Annotated in this window: 23 protein-coding genes; 17 read left to right on the top strand and 6 right to left on the bottom strand. The window is 49.2% G+C overall.

Features of this window, described 5'->3' with window-relative positions; all coding sequences use genetic code 11:
- Positions 1 to 55 precede the first annotated feature (55 nt).
- Complete coding sequence (locus tag MJA45_RS24865) at positions 56 to 2,383, bottom strand: glycoside hydrolase family 99-like domain-containing protein (protein ID WP_315604587.1); 2,328 nt, start codon at positions 2,381 to 2,383, stop codon at positions 56 to 58.
- A 351-nt stretch (positions 2,384 to 2,734) separates the two neighbouring features.
- Here MJA45_RS24865 and MJA45_RS24860 point away from each other — a divergent pair, with 351 nt between their 5' ends.
- Entirely contained in the window at positions 2,735 to 3,094 is a 360-nt protein-coding gene (locus tag MJA45_RS24860) for an MmcQ/YjbR family DNA-binding protein (RefSeq protein WP_315604586.1), read from the top strand.
- 206 nt (positions 3,095 to 3,300) lie between these two features.
- On the opposite strand, the gene MJA45_RS24855 is transcribed toward MJA45_RS24860, so the two are convergent.
- Positions 3,301 to 3,810, bottom strand: coding sequence for an SRPBCC domain-containing protein (locus tag MJA45_RS24855; protein WP_315604585.1), 510 nt, complete (start codon positions 3,808 to 3,810; stop codon positions 3,301 to 3,303).
- 388 nt (positions 3,811 to 4,198) lie between these two features.
- On the opposite strand from MJA45_RS24855, the gene MJA45_RS24850 reads away from it, so the two are divergent.
- The 5 genes from MJA45_RS24850 to MJA45_RS24830 all read left to right on the top strand — a co-directional run bounded on the left by MJA45_RS24850 (position 4,199) and on the right by MJA45_RS24830 (position 8,462).
- A complete protein-coding gene (locus MJA45_RS24850) occupies positions 4,199 to 4,915 on the top strand; it encodes a M24 family metallopeptidase (protein ID WP_315604584.1) in 717 nt (238 codons plus the stop codon).
- Between the two features lie 303 nt (positions 4,916 to 5,218).
- On the top strand, positions 5,219 to 5,749 hold the full coding sequence (locus MJA45_RS24845) for a dihydrofolate reductase family protein (RefSeq protein ID WP_315604583.1): 531 nt from the start codon (positions 5,219 to 5,221) through the stop codon (positions 5,747 to 5,749).
- 164 nt (positions 5,750 to 5,913) lie between these two features.
- Positions 5,914 to 6,756 (top strand): class I SAM-dependent methyltransferase, encoded by an 843-nt coding sequence (locus MJA45_RS24840; protein WP_315604582.1) that lies wholly within the window; start codon positions 5,914 to 5,916, stop codon positions 6,754 to 6,756.
- Positions 6,757 to 7,003: 247 nt separating this feature from the next.
- Positions 7,004 to 7,960 carry a sigma-70 family RNA polymerase sigma factor gene (locus MJA45_RS24835; RefSeq protein ID WP_315604581.1) on the top strand — a complete coding sequence of 319 codons (957 nt, stop codon included), beginning with the start codon at positions 7,004 to 7,006 and terminating at the stop codon, positions 7,958 to 7,960.
- A 76-nt stretch (positions 7,961 to 8,036) separates the two neighbouring features.
- Positions 8,037 to 8,462 (top strand): SRPBCC family protein, encoded by a 426-nt coding sequence (locus tag MJA45_RS24830; RefSeq protein ID WP_315604580.1) that lies wholly within the window; start codon positions 8,037 to 8,039, stop codon positions 8,460 to 8,462.
- A 77-nt stretch (positions 8,463 to 8,539) separates the two neighbouring features.
- On the opposite strand, the gene MJA45_RS24825 is transcribed toward MJA45_RS24830, so the two are convergent.
- A complete protein-coding gene (locus MJA45_RS24825; RefSeq protein ID WP_007729208.1) occupies positions 8,540 to 8,956 on the bottom strand; it encodes a VOC family protein in 417 nt (138 codons plus the stop codon).
- Between the two features lie 400 nt (positions 8,957 to 9,356).
- Between MJA45_RS24825 and MJA45_RS24820 the strand changes: the two genes are divergently transcribed.
- Positions 9,357 to 10,148: a class I SAM-dependent DNA methyltransferase gene (locus MJA45_RS24820; protein WP_315604579.1), complete on the top strand. Its 792-nt coding sequence runs from the start codon at positions 9,357 to 9,359 to the stop codon at positions 10,146 to 10,148.
- A 383-nt stretch (positions 10,149 to 10,531) separates the two neighbouring features.
- Here the strand turns inward: MJA45_RS24820 and MJA45_RS24815 are convergent, their stop codons facing one another.
- Positions 10,532 to 11,797, bottom strand: coding sequence for an IS110 family RNA-guided transposase (locus MJA45_RS24815; protein WP_315604578.1), 1,266 nt, complete (start codon positions 11,795 to 11,797; stop codon positions 10,532 to 10,534).
- Between the two features lie 262 nt (positions 11,798 to 12,059).
- Here MJA45_RS24815 and MJA45_RS24810 point away from each other — a divergent pair, with 262 nt between their 5' ends.
- The gene (locus MJA45_RS24810) at positions 12,060 to 12,593 is read left to right on the top strand and encodes a histidine phosphatase family protein (RefSeq protein ID WP_315604577.1); all 534 of its coding nucleotides are present in this window, start codon (positions 12,060 to 12,062) and stop codon (positions 12,591 to 12,593) included.
- A 317-nt stretch (positions 12,594 to 12,910) separates the two neighbouring features.
- On the top strand, positions 12,911 to 13,405 hold the full coding sequence (locus MJA45_RS24805; RefSeq protein WP_315604576.1) for a hypothetical protein: 495 nt from the start codon (positions 12,911 to 12,913) through the stop codon (positions 13,403 to 13,405).
- Between the two features lie 273 nt (positions 13,406 to 13,678).
- Here MJA45_RS24805 and MJA45_RS24800 read toward each other — a convergent pair whose 3' ends face one another.
- Both MJA45_RS24800 and MJA45_RS24795 read right to left on the bottom strand, forming a co-directional pair.
- A complete protein-coding gene (locus tag MJA45_RS24800) occupies positions 13,679 to 14,662 on the bottom strand; it encodes a hypothetical protein (RefSeq protein WP_315604575.1) in 984 nt (327 codons plus the stop codon).
- A complete protein-coding gene (locus MJA45_RS24795; protein WP_315604574.1) occupies positions 14,659 to 15,153 on the bottom strand; it encodes an RNA polymerase sigma factor in 495 nt (164 codons plus the stop codon). The genes MJA45_RS24800 and MJA45_RS24795 overlap by 4 nt, the downstream gene beginning before the upstream one ends.
- 507 nt (positions 15,154 to 15,660) lie before the next feature.
- Here MJA45_RS24795 and MJA45_RS24790 point away from each other — a divergent pair.
- The 8 genes from MJA45_RS24790 to MJA45_RS24755 all read left to right on the top strand — a co-directional run bounded on the left by MJA45_RS24790 (position 15,661) and on the right by MJA45_RS24755 (position 21,458).
- Positions 15,661 to 16,365 (top strand): HAD family hydrolase, encoded by a 705-nt coding sequence (locus MJA45_RS24790; protein ID WP_315604573.1) that lies wholly within the window; start codon positions 15,661 to 15,663, stop codon positions 16,363 to 16,365.
- A gap of 143 nt (positions 16,366 to 16,508) precedes the next feature.
- Positions 16,509 to 16,748, top strand: a complete 240-nt coding sequence (locus tag MJA45_RS24785; RefSeq protein ID WP_315604572.1) for a hypothetical protein — start codon at positions 16,509 to 16,511, stop codon at positions 16,746 to 16,748.
- 200 nt (positions 16,749 to 16,948) lie between these two features.
- Positions 16,949 to 17,392 (top strand): GNAT family N-acetyltransferase, encoded by a 444-nt coding sequence (locus MJA45_RS24780; RefSeq protein WP_315604571.1) that lies wholly within the window; start codon positions 16,949 to 16,951, stop codon positions 17,390 to 17,392.
- 110 nt (positions 17,393 to 17,502) lie between these two features.
- Positions 17,503 to 18,078 carry a TetR/AcrR family transcriptional regulator gene (locus tag MJA45_RS24775; protein WP_315604570.1) on the top strand — a complete coding sequence of 192 codons (576 nt, stop codon included), beginning with the start codon at positions 17,503 to 17,505 and terminating at the stop codon, positions 18,076 to 18,078.
- Between the two features lie 69 nt (positions 18,079 to 18,147).
- On the top strand, positions 18,148 to 19,362 hold the full coding sequence (locus tag MJA45_RS24770) for an MFS transporter (protein ID WP_315608099.1): 1,215 nt from the start codon (positions 18,148 to 18,150) through the stop codon (positions 19,360 to 19,362).
- A gap of 166 nt (positions 19,363 to 19,528) precedes the next feature.
- Complete coding sequence (locus tag MJA45_RS24765) at positions 19,529 to 20,119, top strand: YdeI/OmpD-associated family protein (RefSeq protein ID WP_315604569.1); 591 nt, start codon at positions 19,529 to 19,531, stop codon at positions 20,117 to 20,119.
- A 35-nt stretch (positions 20,120 to 20,154) separates the two neighbouring features.
- Positions 20,155 to 21,150, top strand: a complete 996-nt coding sequence (locus MJA45_RS24760) for a helix-turn-helix transcriptional regulator (RefSeq protein ID WP_315604568.1) — start codon at positions 20,155 to 20,157, stop codon at positions 21,148 to 21,150.
- Positions 21,151 to 21,155: 5 nt separating this feature from the next.
- Positions 21,156 to 21,458: a putative quinol monooxygenase gene (locus tag MJA45_RS24755; RefSeq protein ID WP_315604567.1), complete on the top strand. Its 303-nt coding sequence runs from the start codon at positions 21,156 to 21,158 to the stop codon at positions 21,456 to 21,458.
- Positions 21,459 to 21,583: the final 125 nt, after the last annotated feature.

The raw sequence follows: 21,583 nt of genomic DNA, 5'->3' as shown, positions 1-21,583 counted from the left end.
TGACCTTCCTTCAAAAAGACTTCCGGGATCCTCCCGACAGTCTTACCGGCGGCTGCTAGTCGGCAACCGGTCTAAACACCACATGATCGATATACGCCACCGTCTTGCCGGAACTCCAGCTGAGGAACCGGATGCTTCCGTTCACGCCGCCCGGTTTGGGCTTGACCGTGAAGGAGATTTTCTGCCAGTTGCGGTTGCTCACCTGCTTCTGGACGGTGAAGCCGAGGAAGTTCTTGAAGCCGGCGTCGGCTTCCGCTTCCGCGATGTTCAGGGTGCCGGCTTCCACCTTAACCCAAGCTTCCACGACGTAGGTCTTCTTTGGATCGAGAGCCAGCCACTCCTGCCGGATGCCCGCTCCGAAGCCTTGGGCCGTGAGCTTCTGCGCCATACTTCCGTCGTGCTTGTCTCCCGACAGCTCGAAGGCTTCCTTGCCCGTCATCGCGAGCCAGCCGTCGGCCAAGCCGTTCTTGTCCTTGTCCTTCTCGAAGCCGGGATTGGCCAGGGAATTGCCGACGGAGAGCGTGATGGAGCTTCTCGTTTCCCGGCCCTGGCTGCTCACCACGAGGGTCACGGGGTAGCTGCCGTCCGTTACTTCCTTCGGAATGGTGAGCTGGGCGGCCGCGGACAGCGCCTTCCCGTTCTCCGGCTTCTTCCCGGTGAAGGAGAAGGAGCCTTCGCTGCGGCCGGACAAGCTCCAGCCGTCCGGAGCTTCGATCCGGTAATGGCCCGCCGCGGCGTCCGGGGTGTAGCGGATCAGGTTAAGCTCCAGGGAGAGCTTGTCTCCGCCGAACACCGGTCCCGTAATGGGCTCGATCAGCCCATGAACGTCGGGGGTTTCGACAACGAACGTGGTCGTGTTCTCGACGGCTTTTCGGCCTCCGGTCTCGTACGCTGCGGAGATGGTCAGCTCGTGCTTCGTCCAGTCCTTGCCGTCACCGGCGGCCACCTCAAACTCCACTTGCCTCGTTTCGCCCGGCTTCAGGCCGGCCAGGTCCGTTCCGGATAGCGCCTTCGCCTTCCAAGCACCGGCGTCCAGCGTGACCGTTCCTTGGCGGACCGTTTCGCTTCCCTGGTTGGTGACCTTCCCTTTGACGCGGAGGGCAGCCCCCTTCGTGACACTCGTCTGGACAGGAGCGAATTCCAGCCGCAGGGCGGGATCCTCGTTCTCTAGCCCATCCTTCTTCACGCGGGCTTGGTAGCGGCTGTTGTCCAGATGGAACGTTTCCTGCAGCGCGTTCACGTACCCGAAGCCGTACTGGGTCGTCGGCTCGATCGCCCCGCCTTCCCCGAATTCGTTCCAGGCGTAGAACGTCGCCATGTTCATGGAGCGGGGGTGAGTATCCAGGTAGTCCTTGACATTCGCAGCCTGCACCCGGAACTTGTCCGGAGAGGGGTTCAGGTAGGCGGATGTCTCCACCCCGTCATGGTCTCCGTAGCCGATCCCCCGCCAGGAGCGGGTATCGAAGCCGCTGATTCCCCCGGGAATGAGCAGATAATTCTCGTAGTTCTCGGATTTGCTGCCCTTTGGATACGTTTTGTAGACAAAATCCTTCCAAGCCTTTGGGTATACCGAGTAATCCGCGGTATTCCCTTGGGAGCCGTCCAGGCCGATGCCCGCCAGGTTGAGGGGCAGGAAGCCGTCGAAGCCCTGCTCAATGGACGGAGACAATTCCCGGTAACCGTTCACGAGCAGAAGAGGGTTCTTGAGCCCGGCCGCCTTGGCTTGGGTACGCAGGGTGGCCAAAGCCTTCTTCCACTGCTCTTTGCCGCCGAGCCTCGACTCGAAATCCCCGTAGAAGCCGACAATCGGTCGTCCATCCGGTGTACGCTGGTACGAGGAATCCTTCATAAACTGAACAAGATTCGGAACAATCAGCTTGTCCCAGTCGGAGGCGGGCCATTTGCCGTCCGCCATCATGTAGAGGTAGAACTTCATCAGGTCCTTGTAAGGAGAGGACTGGAACTGGTGCACGTTCTGGCCGGGACGCTCGCCGCCGCCATTATCCTTCCAATAATAATAGAAGGCGAAGTGTCCCAATCCCCGGGAGGACGCCTGCAGGATATGGGTGTCCATAACCGATTGCTCCCGGTCGTCGTACCAGCCGCCGAGCGGTTCCCGGTCGCTAATGGGTCCGTATCCCCATGGACCGGCCGCGGTCAGGTGGTCCTTAATGCCTCCCATCCAGTCTCCGTCCCGGCCGTACAGCTTCTCGGTATTCTTCATGAGGAAGGGACCGAGCTCCGGGTTCCAATCCGAGAAATAGAAAGCCCCGACATTGTAGTCCGGTTCCGCTTGGACGGGAGCCGGGGAAGGAGCGGTAAATAGAGCAGCGGCAAGCGCGATGCAGCTTACCCCTTTCAGCAGCAGTGAAGTGACTTTCATAGAAGCAGGAGCCTCGCTTTCCTATCATTCATCTATCCCTAAAGACTCAGGCGAGTCTTGTTTGTCTGGGACTTATAGATTATATAACGGCAGAATCATGTCGAAAGTTTATGTATTTTGGAAGATTTTTATTAAAAAGTAGGACAAAAGGGACCCGGGAAACAAGAAAAAACCCGGATTTAAGATGAAAGCGGTTCCGAAGTCCTGTTTTCGGGATGGGGAGGAATAGGGGGGCTTATAGAAACGAGAAAGCTTCTTGAACAGGTGGAGGAAGGAAGGGAGACCGATCGAAGTGGTCAGGGGTAGGTTAGGTTTTTATGATAAAATAAGGAAAAAAGGAGGCGGGTTCTCATGTTCCAGACGGCTGGCCACGAAATCGCTCGGCGGATCGCTCTGTCCCTTCCGGAAGTGGTGGAGGGAACCTCCTACCGGACACCGGCTTTTAAAGTGGGAGATAAGCTGATCGCCCGGTTTCATCAGGACGGGGAGACGCTGGTGCTCCAGATGAAGGAAGAGACGCGGGAGATCTGGCTGATGACCCGGCCGGAGGCTTTTTATTTGACCGAGCATTACCGTAACTACGATTACATACTGGTTAGGCTGTCGGTTGTCGGTGAGCAGGAGCTGGAGGAAGTCATCCGGAATGCCTGGCGGGAGGCGGTTCCCAAAGGGCTTAGGGAGAATGGCGCGGGAAATTTTTCGGGTGAGTAAGCGGATCTCTTATTCGCGGACATTTCTAGGAACATCACGGAGATCGATTCGCCGGAAGGAACGGAAGGGATTAGCGAGAAGGAGTGGAGGAGCTCTTCTGTCAGATTAAACGAAACAGCAGCAGCCAGGGACGAGAAAATAAAGTCCTAGACTTCTGCTGTTTTATGGAACAAATATTCCCAAAGGAAACGTAAGGTTCAAAGTGATTAACGGGAGGCAAGATAGTCGGCAAGTTTATCGAAGGTACCCTCAAGATCTTGTTGAAGCTTTGGAGCCATACCTTTATAAGTTTCATGTTCCTCAGCTGAAGCGTTCACTGGACAACCTTTCAGTTTTAAAACCGTTTTACCTTTGTCATCTTCTAGCGTTAGGATATTCATAATTTCAAGAGGCCAGCTCACGCTAAAAGGCGCTCGGACCGTATGGCCTTGCTCATCAGAAAAGGATCGGATATAAGCCACTTTCTCAGGTTCGACAACCTCTTGGTATGCAAATTTCACGCACATAACCTGATTTCCGTCAGCAGACGTCTGAATACCTATAAACTCGCCACCTGATCGAGCATCCATTTTAACGATTTCAAGGGCGACCCCCTTTGGTCCCCACCATTTCGCGAAATGCCCGAGTTCGGTCCATGCTTTAAATACAAGTTCGCGAGGGGCATCGAATACACGTGTAATGGCAATTTCGAACGATTGGTTCAGATTGTTAACCATGAAAATCCTCCTTGTTTTTTACATCCAACAAGCAGACCATCGGACTGGTCCATCAGGTCCACCGTATACGGGTGAAGCTCCTCATCGGCAATCACTGCGTGGGGTCACAGCAACCGTTGAGTGTCACATTCTTCTTATTGAACGTCCATATGCGGCTTCCTTAAGTCTACATTTTATCATCCTACAGCAGGCCCGGTTTCTCATGGATTGCTAATGTGCACGGTATGGGCCATGTTTCACGCAACTCGTGAAAGTGGGGAAGAACCAAGGGGAGAGGAGTTTTGCAGATGGGCCGTTTCCAGACGGGACGCGTGGCTGTTACGTTTCGACCCCGAAGGAAATAGGCTGCTCTTACGCACACCGTCTATTCACTAATAGGAGGCTACTAATGGAGCACCTCGCACATTACCAAAAGGTACAATCCATTGCGAAGGCGACAATCAGCGAATTAAAGAAACGGATCAAAGAAGGGATCTCAGAAAAGGAAATCGTCTTTAATACCGAAGATATCATGCGAAAGATGGGCATAGAGAAATTTTGGTACCATGGTGTCGGTGCCTTTGTGCATGTCGGTAAGAGGACGATTATTTCGGAGTCAGGTAGGGATTATACCCCATCGGAAATAGCAGTCGGTAGCGATGACATTGTGACCATAGACCTTAGTCCAGAGTGGAACACTTTTTGGGGAGACTTCGCTCGAACTTTAATCGTCATCAATGGAAAAGTGATTGACGAGGAAAAGGTTGAATATGGAAAAAACGAATTGGTTTTGGAATTTTCGCATGGAATTCATGCCGAAAAGGAGCTTCATAAAGCATTCATCGATTATGTCAAACCTGACATGACTTTTGAGCAAGTTTACTTACATATGAACGAAGTCATCGATCAACTCGGTTACATCAATCTTGACTTTTCTGGGAATCTCGGTCATACGATTGAATGTCATAAGGACCACAGAAAGTATTTTGAGATGGGAAACAAGGCAAAACTTATGGATGGTTCCTACTTTACCTTTGAACCGCATATTAAACTCAAAGATGGAGCGTACGGATATAAGTGGGAAGATATTTATTATTTCGATAACGGGGAATTGTTTGTTCTATAGTTTTACACATGCTAGGGCTACCAGCAGAACAAGCAGTGGAAGAAGTGGCCGGGATACAGGGCAACACTTGTTTGGGTAAAATCGGAGCAATTCACTATCATCGTAAATAAAACCTAATCTTCAATTGTTTAATTTACCATCCATAAATTTGTATTCGGTCAGGCCAGGACTGTGCACATTAGCAATCCATGAGAAACCGGACATGCTGTTGGATGATAAAATGTAGACATAAAGAAGGCTGCATAGGGAACGTGTAATCTTGATGATGAATGTGCGAGAAAACCAGGGAGGAGAGTCAGTCGCATGGCAAAGATCGTTTTCGCATTGAACCAGTCTCTGGACGGATTCGTCGACCACGACCACCCGGCATTTCAGCCGGACCCCGTACTATTCCGTCATTTCATCGACGACGTGCGTGGCTTGTCGGGCATCTTGTACGGGTGCCGCATGTACGAGACTATGCGGGTTTGGGATGGATTTGAATGGGATGCGCCGGAACGGGAATACGCAGCGGCGTGGCAAAGCAAACCGAAGTGGGTGGTGTCGAGGACGTTAAAGTCCGTCGGTCCGAACGCTTCTCTGATCGAGGGCGACCTCGCCGCGGCCATACGTGGGCTGAAGGCTCAGCATGAAGGGGAGATTGAAGTGGCCGGGCCGGAGTTGGCCCACAGTTTAACGGAGCTCGGTCTCGTTGATGAGTATCGACTCTATCTCCATCCAGTCGTGCTGGGTCACGGCAAGCCGTTCTTCGCCGGTCCGCGGCCGCCGCTGCGCCTCGTGGCAAGCGATCGAATTGGCGAGAATGTGATCAGGTTGACCTACGTTCCAGCTTAGTTGTGCGGTTGACCCAGCGGTCTAAAGGGAACGTTACTTTAATAGGGATTCTCCGGCTGTAGCGGCAGTCAGAGGATCCCTTGTTGTTTAAAATTTGTTCAGTTAACGACAACAAGCGGCCGACATCATCGGCGGCTTGTTACGCTAAGGGGAGGTCGAGCCATTTGCATGATAAAGCATTGGTACTGGAGCAATACGGGACAAAGAAACATCTTCAAACGAGAATCAATATCCATAATTTGTACAGTCAAGCTCCATTTTCGTTTACCCAGTGGGCTTTGAATCAAATTTCGTTGTCGGGTTCTGAAAAGGCTTTGGACGCTGGTTGTGGCTCAGGGGGCTGGTTGTTTCCGCTTGCTGAGAGATTGTCTCAAAACGGCGGTTCGGTGGTGGGGTTGGATTTGTCGGAAGGAATGTTAGCTGGGATTCAAGCTCAAGCAAGCCGTTATTCGAACGTGGAATTGAAGGTCGGTGACGTGCAAAAACTTCCATTCCGCGATGATTCGTTCTATTTGGTGATGGCCAACTTCATGTTATATCACGTCCCCGATATCGAAATAGCTGTTCGGGAATTGAAAAGGGTTTTGAAGCCGGGGGGACAGTTGATAGCTGCGACCAGCAGCCAATCATCCATGAGCGTTCTTTGGGATATCCACTTGGCATGCCAACGGAAAGCGGGGATTGAAGAAAAGATTGTTCTTCGTTCCGTACCCACCATGCGCTTTTCATTGGAAAACGGTTCTGATTTTCTTCGTCCACACTTCGATTGGTTTGAATCAAAATTGCTTTATGACGTTTTAAAATTCAAAGAATCTCAGCCATTGATGGATTATTATGCTTCTCTATTAATGAAACGCGGCGATACCGAACATGAAGTGTCGGATGAACATTGGCGGAAGGTGTATGGCTTAGTTCGTCACCAGGTGGATGAAATCATAAATCAGCAAGGGTGTTTTTCGCTTCCGAAGACTGCGGGCTTCTTTGTCGCATGTAAAGTGGCAAACTAAAAGTAGTTGTCGGTAAACCGCGCCTCGCCTTTTTCGTGTTGGTAATTGTACTATAGGTTCTCCGGCCAAATTTATGGCAAAAAGCCGTTGTACTAACGGGTACAAGCCCACATATGACCGTCCAAGTCCTCGAAGGCCCATGATAAAGGAACCCATAATCCTGCCTATTTATTCGGATTGAGGCTGTCCGCTTCATTGCCTATAATGTAGGTACCGCCCTTCGGGGAGATCGTTAAGGGAGGCCGCGATGAACGAGACCGCATTTGACGAACCATTATTTGCAAGCTTGAAGCCGGGCTTAACCTCGTTCTGTTACCGAATGCTAGGCTCCATGGACGATGCGGACGATGCCGTTCAGGAGACGAGTATTCGGGTCTGGCAGAGCTGGAGCACGTTCAGACAGGATTCCTCGTTCAAAACTTGGGTCTATCGGATTGCCTCCAACCTGTGCTTGGACAAGCTGAGACAATCCAAACGCCGCGCGCTTCCCGTTGACCTGTTCGACCCGGCCGTCGCCATCGTCGAGCCGCGCGACACGCTGCCGGACTCTGCCTGGATCTGGCCGTCTCCCGACTTTGGGGGCAATCCGGAGGATCGGCTCGTCCGAAGAGATACCCTTCGACTGTGCTTCATCGCTCTCCTGCAGACCTTGCCTCCGCGGCAGCGCGCGGTACTCATTTTGAAGGATGTATTTGAATGGTCCTCCAAGCAGATCGCGGAAACGTTGGCGATGTCGCCGGCAGCGGTGAACAGCGCCTTGCAAAGAGCCCGAGAGACGATGGACCGGGCGCAGCTTCGCTCGGATGAGCTCAGCAGCATGGACGTTCAACCGAAGCAGCAGCTGCTGTCCCGGTATGTGGAGGCCTTCGAGCAATTCGATATTGCTGCGCTCGTCGCGTTGTTCCACGAGGAAGGCTGCATGTCGATGCCGCCCTTCGAGATGTGGATCCGCGGCAAAGAAGAGTTGTCCGCCTTCTATTCGCTTACTCGCTGGCATTGCGAAGGTTCGCGATTTGTGCCCATTACGGTGAATGGCGGTTATCCGGCGTTGGCCCAGTATATGCCGGGCAAAGAGGGCTCTGGCCTGGTACCCTGGGGCATCCACGTCATCGAAACCAAAGAAAATCAAATCCTGCACGTTCAAAACTTCATTCATACGCCATTATTTTCGCGATTTGGGCTGCCTGAACGAATGGACCGATGAATTCCGTCATTGGCTTACGTCTATATCATTGAGAATAACCAAACGACGAGTTTCAGGAGAGAGGTGTCTATTTAAAATGGAAATGAGTCAACCGACGAAAGTAACCGTGCAAGCCGTCATTCAAGCCCCTGTCGAGAAGGTATGGCGCTATTGGACCGAGCCGGATCACATCACGAAGTGGAATCAAGCGTCCGAGGACTGGCATGCTCCTAGAGCCGAAAACGATCTGCGGGTCGGCGGCAAGTTTCTGACACGGATGGAAGCGAAGGATGGCAGCATGGGCTTTGATTTTGGCGGCGTCTACGATGTCGTGAATCGGCATGAGGCGATCGGCTACACCATGGAAGACGGAAGAAGAGTGGATATTGCTTTCGTCGATCAAGGGAATGAGACGAAGGTCATGGAAACGTTCGACGCGGAAAGCTCCAATCCCGTCGAGTTCCAGCAAGCAGGCTGGCAAGCGATCATGGACAATTTCAAAGCCTATACCGAACAAAACTAATCATCGAAGAAGATGCCGGGGAAGATGCCCGGCGTCTTTCTTTTTGAACCCTAGTACGAGCGTGCCCTCCGTTAGCCTCAACCTTGAGCCGCATCCATGTTCATGTAGTTAATGGCCCACAGATGGCCGTCCAAGTCCACGAAGCCCCAATGATACATGAACCCATGATCTTCAGGTTCAGCGTGCAATTTCCCGCCCAAGGAGACCGCGGTATTCACGATTTCATCGACCTTTTCCCGGCTCTCGAAGGCCAATGCGATCGTCATCTGCGCATACTTGCTCGTATCGACGGATTCCTTCTCCGTGAGCGTATTAAAGAATGCTTGATTGATCAGCATGACCTGCAGGTTGTCGCCGATCACGATGGCTACCGAATTCTCGTTCTCGGGGAATTGCGGGTTGAGCTCGAATCCGAGTCCGGTGAAGAACGCTTTCGATTGTTCTACGTTTTTTACAGGCAGGTTGAAGCTCGTGAATGCGGACGTTAATGCCATTTTCAAAACACCTCTTCGTCAAATTAGTTTGTGTTCATTTATGCCTTCGTTTATATAGACGACAGCCGATCCGGGAATTCATCGGTCTCATGGATTCGGAAGCGTAAATTTTGAAAAATAACTTGGTATTGAGTTCGGATACCCTCCATTCCCGTAAGGTTGCTTATTCTTATTGTGCAAGGATAAAGATTGAACCTCTCTAAAAAGGAATTCGTCTGAATATATGACAATTAAAGGGTGGGTATCGAGTAACGGAAGGAGGGAACGGTATGGAAATTAATGATAAAGCGATCAGTTGCCTTTTTAAGCTAACAGGGCAGGGGAGTTCAAAAACGATATACAAACATGTGAAACTTTGTGACAATTGAGTGTAGTATATGATAACGCTTGGAGGTGCATTGTGAAAGACACAGTAACTAAGTTTTATGATGATTTTGCGGAGGATTATCACCTCATTCATGGCGATTGGGACTCTGCGATAGACCGTCAAAGCATGATTTTGAATAACCTTATACGAGTTAATCTATCTGATTCAAGAAACGGTCAAATCTCACTTTTAGATTGTTCCTGTGGCATTGGTACGCAAGCAATAGGGCTGGCAAAACACGGATACGTCGTTACTGCAACGGATATAAGCCCAGCTTCCATACAAAGAGCAATACGAGAGTCTGAATCACGCGGAATCAAAATTGCTTTTGGGGTAGCCGATTTTCGAACATTGATATCTGATGTGCCTGGGGAATTTGATGTTGTTTTATCTGCCGACAATGCAATTCCTCATCTTCAATCTGATGATGACCTCAACTTAGCTGGGCAGAATATGTATTCCAAAGTACGTCAAGATGGCTTATTGGTCGTCTCAATTAGGGACTACGACGGTCTCTTACAGGAAAAACCTCGCGCCACCAAACCAAATGTTTTTGACAATGGGAAACGGATTGCGTTTCAAGTGTGGGATTGGGCTGACGACTCTAAAACGTACACAGTAAATCTATTTGTGGTTCAAGAATTCAACGGGAATTGGGAAACAAAGCATTTTTCAACAACTTATCGCGCACTAAAACGAGATGAGCTCAGCTCGATTCTAAGGTCTTGCGGCTTCATTGATGTAAGGTGGCACATGCCAGAGGAATCAGGATTTTATCAACCGATTGTGACTGCACGTAAACCACCATCCCCCAATGGGAAATAATTAGTTCATTCAGCTCCCTCGAAATGATTCAGTTTCCTCACTCAGGCTCATGTATTCGCAGGATTTCATCCTCGAGTTAGTACGAAGAAGAGATTCTAGGAGGAGCCGGTAGCTGGGAGATAGGGATTTGGGCATGCGGAAATAGAGGTGAATAGCTATGCACCCATATTGTTCCATATACGCACGTCTCCACGTCGCCCTAGCGATTCTCGCTCCCATGTCTCAACGGGTCATAGCCCTTTCATTCCTTCGTCACATCTAACTACGGGGTGGAGGTCGGTCTTTCTAACGGAACGGGTCCGAGCCCTTTTGCGTAACGTCTCCCGATACTCCGTGCTTCTTGTCATCCTGCGAATGCTTGAGCCGGTGAGGATCGACTATTCTTAGGCTGCTTGTGGAAAAATTCTAGTTGAATCATAAGCTTGGCTGCTTTTAGCAAGGCCAACTAATAGGCGGGCTACTTTATTGCATAATTTCATAATGGATTTCATCTTCTTTATCTTCTTTTCCTCCACATTGTAACGGTGTAAAGCCCGAATTTCCGGGTTCGTCATGACCATGCTCATCGTCATGAGAAAAAGGAAATGCCGTAAACGTGGACGGCCTCGCTTGCTTAACACCATCTTTCCTCGCCATTTCCCTGAACTCGCTTCGGCGAGATTTAAGCCGGCATGTCTCAGAAGAGCATTCCCGTGTGAATAGCCGCTTAGATCACCGGTCTCACCGAGAACACCAGCAAGACTCGTGGCGTTGACGCCCCGTATCTCGAGCAATTTCTGCGCATAAGGGATGCGTTCAAGAATGAGGTGGAGTTCCTGCTCGATCTGTTCAAGTTGGCGCTGAGCCAGGTCGAATTCTTCAAGCAACTGTCCTAGATGAAGCTTGTAAGCTTGGAGTGCCTGGGTAGTACCGACACTGGATTTAGCAAGTGAAATGAGCAAATCTGCGCGTCTAACGCCGGCATGACGCTTCACGTATTGCTTCCAACCGTCAAGGACCTGCCCTGTACTTAACCGGCTGATGTCGCTCGGCAAAGGAAAGAGTCTGAGTGTTGCAATTGCACTGGTGCAGGTAAGGATTTTGAAGACCTGACGCAGCTCGGGAAAGACGATGTCTACCCAGCGATGAATTTGGTTAACGGCACTGTTCAAGCGTTTGGTAACCGTCTCGCGGTTTGACATGAGAATACGTAATTCCTCATAGGCTTCCGGATTAAAGCGAACAGGGGAGTAGTACCCGTTTTTGATCATATCTGCAATGACAAGGGCGTCCTTACGATCGCTTTTAGACGGTGTATTATCCCGGTTTTCCTTGTTCTTTTTGACAAGATGAGGATTAACTAGAACGGCCTCAATACCTTGATCGACCAGCCAGCGTGCTAAGCTGAACCAGTAGTGGCCAGTGGGTTCCATGCCAACAATGACGCTGCTTAGGGTGTAGGTCTTGAGCAGATCTTGGATCCAACTCTCGAACAAATTGAACCCTTCCCGATGGTTGCCGAATTCGAGCGGAGTGCCTAGAGCAATCCCTCGAAAGCTTACGGCGCGGGCGACATGAGCTTCTTGAGCGATGTCGACGCCAACGACCAGATGGTGAGCGGTAATGTTTTCAATGAGTTGATTTTGCTTGTCTTGTGTCTTAAACTTCATAGTAGAGCGACCTCCTGATGGGCTTTTTGAGGCAATGACCTCGTGTGCAACCCCATCTTACTGGAGGCGCTCGTTTTTGTTCAAACGCCAAATTATTCGTTTTACAGGAATTCTAACGGGTAACGACAACGCAACGACAACAAGCGGCCGACATCCAACGGCTGCTTGTTCAGCTATCGGGCAGGATAACACAATGATTGTCCCTGAGTCATATGGCTGCCGCGGCGAGGTTGATCGTCCCAAAATTAGGGGGTAAACCACTGTGACCATTTTCTATCTAATCCGGCATGGCGAGCCGAATTGGACATTAACGGAGCAACGAAATTTGACTGGAGCTCTAAGAGATTTTGTTCCTCTGACAGATGCCGGCGTGTGTCAGGCTCAAGAGGTAATAGCAAACCACAATTACTTGTCAGATTGCGATTTGATTCTATCGTCACCGTACACACGTTCTTTACAAACCGCCGCCATTATTAACAGGAATATAGGATTGCCTATTAAAGTGGAATTTGATTTACATGAATGGACCCCGGATAATTGGCAAGCAACATGTGTTCAGCAAATCACAGAACTGTGGAACGACTACATGAAACATGATGGAGTCCACCCTCCGGGTGAGCGTAAAATGTGGGAATCTAAGGAAAGTGTCAATGAACGAGTAATGAATGTTTTATACCAATATCTTGATAAGTCTAAGGTGATTGTCGTTTGTCACGGTATGGTCATTGCAACGTTAATACAACTTATCTCTGAAGAAGTAAAGCTATGCGGGGTATATGAGTATGAAATTACTTAGTAGAAATGAATAGGTGCTACACTAACTGGCAGGATAGTTATAATCCGATTAAGCTTAACGGGCATGAAAGTTAGATAACAGCCACCAAAGGCTGCCGAATGATGGAACGGCAGCCTTACTGTATTACCGGTCATTTAGTACGATCACCGTTAGAAGACAACAACCTGATACGTTAGGGTAAAAAGGCTAAATTAATGTTGCTCTACAAAGGTACTAGTGCAGGATAGCTTCATCCTCGCTCAAAACAGCAGCTATTGAACTTCTCAATGTAACTTCGTTTTTTCTACAACGTATTTATTATTGAGGGGGCGAGTATATTGAACCTATATTTTCGAGACAATTTCTTCAATACCGGATTAACCGAGATTCTGAACGATCAAGAAGAAAACATAGGATATCTAGATTTGAAGAGTACCTTTCGTTCCTCGGTGGATGTCTATGGGCAGAGTAACCAGTTGATTTGTAGCGGGAAATTTCCCTTCCTGTCGGCAAAATGGCAGGTTATTAATGAAAAAGGGGAACTAATGGGTGTGTTGAGAAACCGATTATCATTTTTAACTAAAAAATTCATCTACGAATCCGTTGAACGAGGCATCTACGAGATCACCTCTCCGGCATTTTCAAAAAAATATGAGATATGCGATGAATCAGGTGCGTTAGCTGCAGGTTTCGAACAAATAAACGGCTGGTTTTCTCCAGGTGCGTTTCTTTTAAAAAATGATTCCGAATATTTGAATAGTAACGAGCTTATTGCAGTGATAATGGGGATGTATAACATTCAGAAAAGGCAGCAGGTGGCGGCAGCAAACTAATAATAACGGGGTCCCCAACACCACTGAACTAACACCTACTATAGCGTCACAATCAAGCGTGATGCTGTATGAAGATTATTTAATGAGGCTTCGAGAAGCTCCATCCTTCTTCTGCAGGCGGACTGCCTTCACCTTTAAGGACTCCGGATAATGCTTAAATGGTTGTCCTTTAATTGCCACAAAAATGCACCCCCTGTATGTTCATCGGTTTACCCATGGGGTTTTTCCAATGTCCATTATAAGGGGTGCACTCAACAGAAGGGATTATCCGCTTTACGCTTTCATGCTTTCCCAAAGTGCCTGGAAGGCGCCCGGCTCCACCTCGAAAAACACCGGCGCATTGCCGTACCGGACCAGTCCCTTGCCGAACAGCGTCAGCTCGACCCGGCTATGGTCTTCAAGGATCAGGTAAAGCTGCTTGCGATTCTCGTCATCGTAAATTCCCTGCTCCATCAATGGCTCGGCCGCCAGAGGCTTTGCCTTCAGAAGGGCCACGAGGAAAGCGTCGAGATGGGCGTCGTTCGCCAGCGCCGAGTAGCTCTGCTTGCCGTTGTTCCAGCTGTCGAAGCTCTCCCACTCCGCCGAAGCGATCCGGCCCTTCAGGTTCAGCTTGCCGAGGAGATCCACTCCGCTGTTCACGGTGATGCCGTTCGTATGCTCGAACAGCTCGGCAAAAACTTGGCCGTCCATCTCGGTGTACGACATGACACGGAACTCCGAATCATAGCCCTTCACCGCATAAATATCCGTTTCCCCGATGGTGGAGGCCAGCTCAATGTAGGAATCCTTGCCGCTCCATTCGTCAATGCCGCCGGTTGTCCGGCCGAGCTTGTCGCCGCGCAGCGCAGCCGCATCGGCTGCTTCCAGGCGGGTGTTCGCCTGCGTGTAGACGTTCCCTTTATAGACAACCAAGCCGATCATTTTCGCCTTGGCGCCGGATTTACCATCCGGCAGCTTCAGCTTGGGGATCACCACGCTATTCGAAGAGACAGCGTCAGGGTCAGGGGCGGCCGGATTCGTCCCGGCCGTCTCCACGCTCGGCGATGCTGGACCGCCCTGCTGCAAGACGCCGGTTGCCGCCAGTCCGATACCGGCCGCGAGCACAAGGCTGGCGGCGAGATAAAGGGTTTTGCGCGGACGCTTCTTTTCCTGAGTGGGATTCTGCATACGGGCTTCCCATCGCTTCTTCATTTCTTCGCTGGGGGTCATCGAATCCACCGCTTTCTTATAGGTAGTCTTGAACTGGTCTTCTTTCACTGCGGTTCCGCTCCTTCCAGATCCAGTTTCAACAGCTGTCGTCCCCGCTGGAGTCTCATTTTCACCGCAGATTCACTGATCTGCAGAATGCTGCTGATTTCCTGGACTCGGTAATCCTCGTAATAGTACAGATGAATGACCGTCTTATATTTGGCGGGCAGCGCCATTACAAGATGGAGCAGGGCCGTATCTTCCGGAGCACCCGCTGCAATCGGCTCCGCACCGTCCAGCTTGACCTCCCGCTTGCGCCAGCCTCTTCCTAGCAAGGTGTAGCAATGGTTGGTGATCACCCGGATGAGCCAGGCTTTCTGATGCTCGTCATCCTGAAACACGGGGGCTTTCTCCATTAGTTTGATGAACGTATCCTGTGTGGCTTCCTCCGCATCCTCGCGGCTGCCTAAGTGAACGACGGCAATCCGGAACAGCATGGCTGCGTACGTTTCGTAGCTTTTCATTACATGATTTCCCGGCCGGGTCATGGAACGCTGCATGGTTTCAAGCTGCCCTCCTTTTACCGTTAACACCATTTACAACGTTGTTTGGTCACATTTTGTTGGGGTTGAAGTAAAAAAAGAGGTTTTGTAGGGGTTCCCGTCACTCTTCCTTTTCGAGGAAAATGCGAATATGCAGGGATTTCTCGTGAAACGGTCAGTTTTTATACCATCAATCAAGTAGGCTCAGCAATCTAGCCTAAAGAATCTCATAATTACAGAAATCTAAGTAACATAGCCGATTGTCACCCTCTTTCCGTTGCCCACAAGTTACCACGGACCTAGGGTTCCAAATGCTATTAACCTAACGGGTACATGAGCCTAATAAACCACATCGATCAAGGGGCTGCCCTGAAATGATCGGCGGCTTCTTACGCTAACGAGCAGTTTAGTTTCAAGGAGTGGTATCCTATAGATGGTTGGATTTTCCCTCAAAAGGAACGCAATTATGGATGTTTTAGGGAAGTTGTAATACTTCTAGTATGAGATGGGATGGGGGAGTCCGTATTGGCCAACATTAAATATCTCTTTTTTGATTGCATGGAAACGATAGTAGATTTATATGACCTGCCACAGGAGAATGATTATGCTTTGTGGGCTTTTAAAGATTCTGGCGTGGAACATTTCTGGAAGGGATTTAGTGATTTTTTAAATTCACATGAAAAGGTAAAAAATGAAATTTCCTATACCCTTGAACCGCATCAAGAGTATGACCTGATTAGAAGATTTGAGTTATTAGTTCAAAAAAATAAGGCAATAAGCATAGAAAAACAAATTGAAGTTGTAAACAAACTACATGCAAATTATTGGAAGACATATCAATCAAAATGCTTTGTCAAATCAGAAGTAAGAAATGTATTAAAAGAACTTTCAAAGAAGTATGAGTTAGCGGTTGTCTCGAATTTCAAGGTGAATGGCGGTATTGAGCAGCTTTTACAGAATAATGAACTAGGAAATGTTTTCAAATTTGTTGTCACATCAATCAATGTAGGTTGGCGAAAACCACATCGTAGAATCTATGAACATGCAACTAATTTAGCTGGGTGTAGCAGTTCCGAGATTTTATTTATTGGTGATGATTATGAGAACGATTATAAGACTCCCCAGAGGATGGGCTATAAAACCATCTATTTGGATAAAAATGGTGCCAAAAGAAGCGGTATTGAATCCGTCTCCAATTTCTATGAATTACAAGCGGTTCTGAAGGAATAGTGGGATTTTGGCTAGGGCAATAAAACCCACCACGGGTACGAAAAAAAACATAAAGAAGCTGCCGCGGGAAAAGATCGGCCGCTTGTTCCGCTAACGGGCAGATTACTTGGATAGGAATTAGGCTAATTAGGAGAGGGAAAGTGATGAAATATTTTGATTACCTCAACTCTAATAAGAAAAATCTGGTCGAACAGTTAGAACGTATTTTAACATTGTATAAAGTGGAGCCAGTCGGCACTGGTTATGTTGATTGTATTGTTATGAGGGATAATTTGAAGCAGTTTGTTGATGAGATAACAGCTTTAGGTGTCGTTATCTCCGGTGTCTCTTGGTGGTGTTATGTTGACCCATGGTTGCAGGTTCCTGATGACTGGAAGCGGTGACATGAAGTTTTTTGGTACCTAGCCGATTCACAGAAACATTTGAACAAATGAAGCACGGAGAAACCGGTACGACACTATTACTTGGGGCATGACCCTGCCGGGCAGCAAACCACTGGTCTCCCCCTTTGATAGGCAGAACGATGGAATGAAACGGGGCGAAATAAGGACCCCGTGTGGTTTAATTACTTGGAGGGGTAAAGATGAACCAAATTATCGTTAGAAAAGCAGAAATTAATGACGTCGTTGGCTTGTCTAGACTGTTCGTTGATTTTATTGGCAAAAAGTCTAATTTATCTGCCATGAAAGAACAGCTTAAAATGATTAGTGACAATGATAGTTACTACGTTGCGGTTGCTTGTCATGGAAATGAGGTTATTGGTACTGCAACGGGAATTGTTTGTCATGACTTAGTTGGTGACTGTAATCCATTTATGTTGGTAGAAAACGTGGTTGTTTCACCTACCTACCAACGCAAAGGTGTAGGGAAAATACTTATGAAGAATCTCGAAGATTTTGGAGAAAAGAAAAGGTGCAAGTATGTCATTCTTGTCTCTGAGATCCAAAGGGAAATATCGCACAAATTTTACGAAGCAATTGGTTATTCAACTGACCAAAAAGGATTCAAAAAAAGGCTGAAAGCTTAAGCTAACGGATACGTGAGTTCCGTACTGAAAAACTTTCCTATCTGCAGAAAATACTGGACTTATCGTTCCGGAAAAGGATATACTGTACCTACGGAAACGGAGGGAGAACCATGGGACGCTACAAAGAGTTTGATAAAGAAGCGGTGCTTCATAAAGCGATGCTCGTTTTTTGGAAGAAGGGCTACGAAGCGGCAAGCATTCCCGATTTGCTGGAAGCTATGGATCTTAGCAGATCAAGTCTGTACGAAACGTTCGGGGACAAACAAACGCTTTATATCGAGGCGATCAACTGGTACAAGAAGTGGAAGCAAGCCAAACGGGACATCCTCGTCAATGCGACATCCGCAAAATCGGGAATCCGGCAGTACTTCGAGATACATATCGATTCCGCCATGGACGGCGAGTCGCCGAAGGGCTGTCTCATTACTAATGCAGCAGTCGGCATGGATTCGCCAGATGAGCAACTGAATGCGTTGATCAGGGAGCGGTTTGACGAGTTGGAGAAATCCTTCTACGAGCTGCTGCGCAAAGGTCAGGAGACGGGAGAAATCATGCCTGAGAAAGATATCAAGAATTTATCTTATCTGCTTTTAAACCTGAATCATAGTATAAATATCGTGGCGAAGGTGCAGGGTGACCGAAGCAGGATGCAGCAGATGATAGACATGGTGATGGAAATGTTATAAAACATTTTTTTTTTGTATATTCCGGAACGACTGTTCCAGAAAATTTCTGGTAAGAAAAGGAGACTTTCTATGCATTCAGCTTCCATTCCAACGGAAAAATCGGTTTCGCCATCGCTTATTTTTATCCTGGCAGCCGCTTGCGGTATCATAGCGGCCAATCTTTATTATGCTCAACCATTGATAGGCTCGATCGGTTCGACCATCGGGCTCTCCTCCGGGGCTGCCGCACTCATCGTTACGTTGACTCAAGTCGGCTACGGGATCGGTTTGTTATTTATCGTACCGTTGGGAGACATCCTGGAAAATCGTAAGTTGATCCTTTCCTCATTGCTCCTTACAGCCGCCGTTTTGACAATTGCCGCTGTAATCAAAAACGCCATCCTGTTCCTCACCGCTTCACTCGTGATCGGAGTAGGTTCCGTAGCAGCACAAATCCTTGTGCCGTATGCGGCTCATCTATCGCCTGAAGCCGTGCGCGGTCGCAATGTGGGCAACGTCATGAGCGGGCTGCTTCTGGGGAATATGCTCGCGCGTCCCATTTCAAGCTTGGTGGCGGAGTATATGGGCTGGCGCGCCATATATTTCATCTCAGCAGCATTGATTTTCGCGCTGGCTCTTGTATTGGCAAAGGCACTACCCTCAAGGAAGCCTTCGACCGCTACAGCTTACCCGGCGCTGCTGCACTCCATGCTCCATCTGCTGAAGGCGACACCGGCATTGCGCCGGAGGGCAATTTATCATGCTTGTGTATTCGGAACGTTCAGTTTGTTTTGGACTACCGTTCCTTTGGTATTGACAAGCCCGCCGTTTCATTTCACTCAGAAGGAGGTCGCTCTGTTCGCATTAGTCGGGGTAATGGGGGCCATTGTGGCGCCAGCGGCGGGCCGCATGGCAGACCGTGGATGGGTTCGCCCGGCTACGGGATGGGCATTGGCCATCGTCATCTTTTCCGGGTTGCTTCCCTTGCTGGTTCCATCAAGTTCTTCACTCGCCGTCCCCATCCTCGTAGTTGCGGCGATTTTACTTGACATGGGGGTTTCCGCCAACATGGTTCTCGGGCAGCGGGTGATTTTCTCTTTAGGAGCGGAATTCCGCAGTAGGCTTAACGGTTTGTATATGGCCATTTTCTTTTTAGGGGGCGCTATTGGCTCAGCGGCAGGGGGATGGGCTTACGCAACGGGGGGCTGGGAGGCGGCACTGCTGATCGGAATCGCCTTACCGGCCATCGCCATGGCGTATTATGCGACGGAGTTTTTCGAGATTAAGGAAGGTAAATCTCATTGATTGAGGAGCACAGTGCCACACGTACGCATTTTATGAATAATCATATGCTTTTTTGACGAGTGCGACCAAGGGCTAACTCTCACGAACGCGATCAAAAAAGGGGCGAAAATCACTGACTGTCATTGTCAGTAATTATTAGGTACACTTGAATCAGGAGGCGATTCAGGTGGTAAAAAAATCGAGTGACTTGCCGGTTATGTCCTTTGCCGATCCACTGTCTTTTGAGAGTTGGCTCGACGATAATTATACCTCACCCGGTATCCGATTACAGATTGCGAAAAAAAACTCCGGCGTCGTTACGATTTCCTATAACGAAGCGCTCGAGGTTGCCTTATGTTACGGATGGGTCGACAGTCAGAAAGAAGCGTTAGATGAGAAAACATGGCTGCAGCGGTTCACTCCGCGCGGGGCCAAGAGCATCTGGTCGAAAATCAATAAAGAAAAAGCGGAACAGCTGATTACAAACGGGCGAATGAAGACTTCTGGATATAAGGCAATTGAAGAGGCCCAAAAGAATGGGAACTGGGATAAAGCCTACGAATCTCAAAGCATCGCCTCGCTGCCTGAGGACTTCGCGATCGAGTTGGAGCGTAATGCCCAAGCTAAGGCGTTCTACGATACGCTCGATAGACAAAATAAATACGCAATCTTATTTCGAATTCACAACGCCAAAAAACAAGAAACCCGAGAGAAGCGGATCCGGCAGTTCATCCAGATGCTTGAGAAAGGCGATAAAATTTATCCTTCATCCCTTTAATATACCCAGCTCATCTAAGGAAGGTATGGCGAACGATGTCCAAAGCAGACCATATGCTGTCCATTCTGTGGCTACTCCGGTCGGGTAGACGAATGACCGCTAAGCAGCTGGCGAACGAGCTGGAGATCCATATTCGCACGGTATACCGATATATCGATTCGTTGTGTGCCAGCGGGGCCCCGATTATAGCCGACTCAGGGCCGAACGGAGGCTATCGGATACTCGATCGGTTCGCGGAATCCCCCCTGATGTTCGATATGGAAGAGCAGAAGGCGCTAGTTCACGCTTCAACATTCGCTCACGAGGCGGGTTACCCGTTCAAAGAAGAGCTCAATCGGGCGATTAATAAGCTGAAGCGCTATACGAATGAAGAGCAATTCGATCAAATCGAGCGCCATATGGAAGGCATCTCCATCATCAATCCGCCGATCGAAGAGAAGCAAAGGGATTGGCTTCGGATTTTGGAAGAGGCAGCGGCTTGGGGCAGATCGGTGGAGATGGTGTACGACAACGGCAAGCGGGAGACCCCTAGCATTCGCGAAGTCGACCCCTACGGCATTGTACATTGGAAAGGGAGTTGGTATGCCGTCGGGTATTGCAACCTTCGAAAGGCGATACGCAGCTTCAGGGTGGATCGCATTTCCCGAATCGCACCGGGCGATCGTTATTTCGAGCGGCCTTCCGAGTTCTCTGCAAAAGATTTTCTTCTGCGCAACTTGCTTCCCGGCGCTTCGGATTCGGAATCTCTTATAACCGTAAAGATCCGGGGCTATGGGCAGGCGCTGGATCTCTTATGCCAGCATTGGCTGTTCAGCCATACGCTTGTCGAACGTCAAGAGGGACAGGCCTTATTCAGGCTTAGCCTGCCTTCCTTGAAGTCCTATGTTCCTTACTTTCTTCTCCCTTACGGAAAATCGCTGGTCATTCTCGAACCGGACATGCTTATTGAAAGGCTTGTGGAAGTAAGCCGCGATATGGCGGCCCATTACGAATCGATGCTATCGGTACGAATCCCAGAAAGCAAAGGATGAACGATATGAACAAATTTGCCATGTATGGAAAATTGATCGCCCACCCGGGTCAGCGAGATGCGCTCGTACAGACGATGCTGGAAGCGGCCGATCAGTTAGATTCTATGGAAGGCTGCGAATTATATATCATCAATGTGTCGGAAAACGATCCGGACGTCGTTTGGATCACGGAGCTTTGGAGAGACGCCGAAGCGCATGCCGCTTCTCTTCAAAATGAGAATGTATTGGCATTGATCCAGAAATGCAGGCCGTTGATTGCCGGCGCGGAACCGATAAAGCTGCGTCCGGTCGGCGGAAAAGGGATCTAGAGTCAGGTTTATGCAAAGAAGGGGTAGTTCCTATCGAGGAGCGGCTCCTTCTTTTTTTATTGCGGCCGAAAGATAACCTGTACAGAAATACTGACCGTAACTGTCAGCGATTGCGAGCTATGATT

Origin of the sequence: Paenibacillus aurantius (assembly GCF_032268605.1) — a bacterium.
GTDB classification, from domain to species: Bacteria; Bacillota; Bacilli; order Paenibacillales; family NBRC-103111; genus Paenibacillus_AO; species Paenibacillus_AO aurantius.
This window is presented reverse-complemented; position numbering and strand designations above follow the sequence as displayed.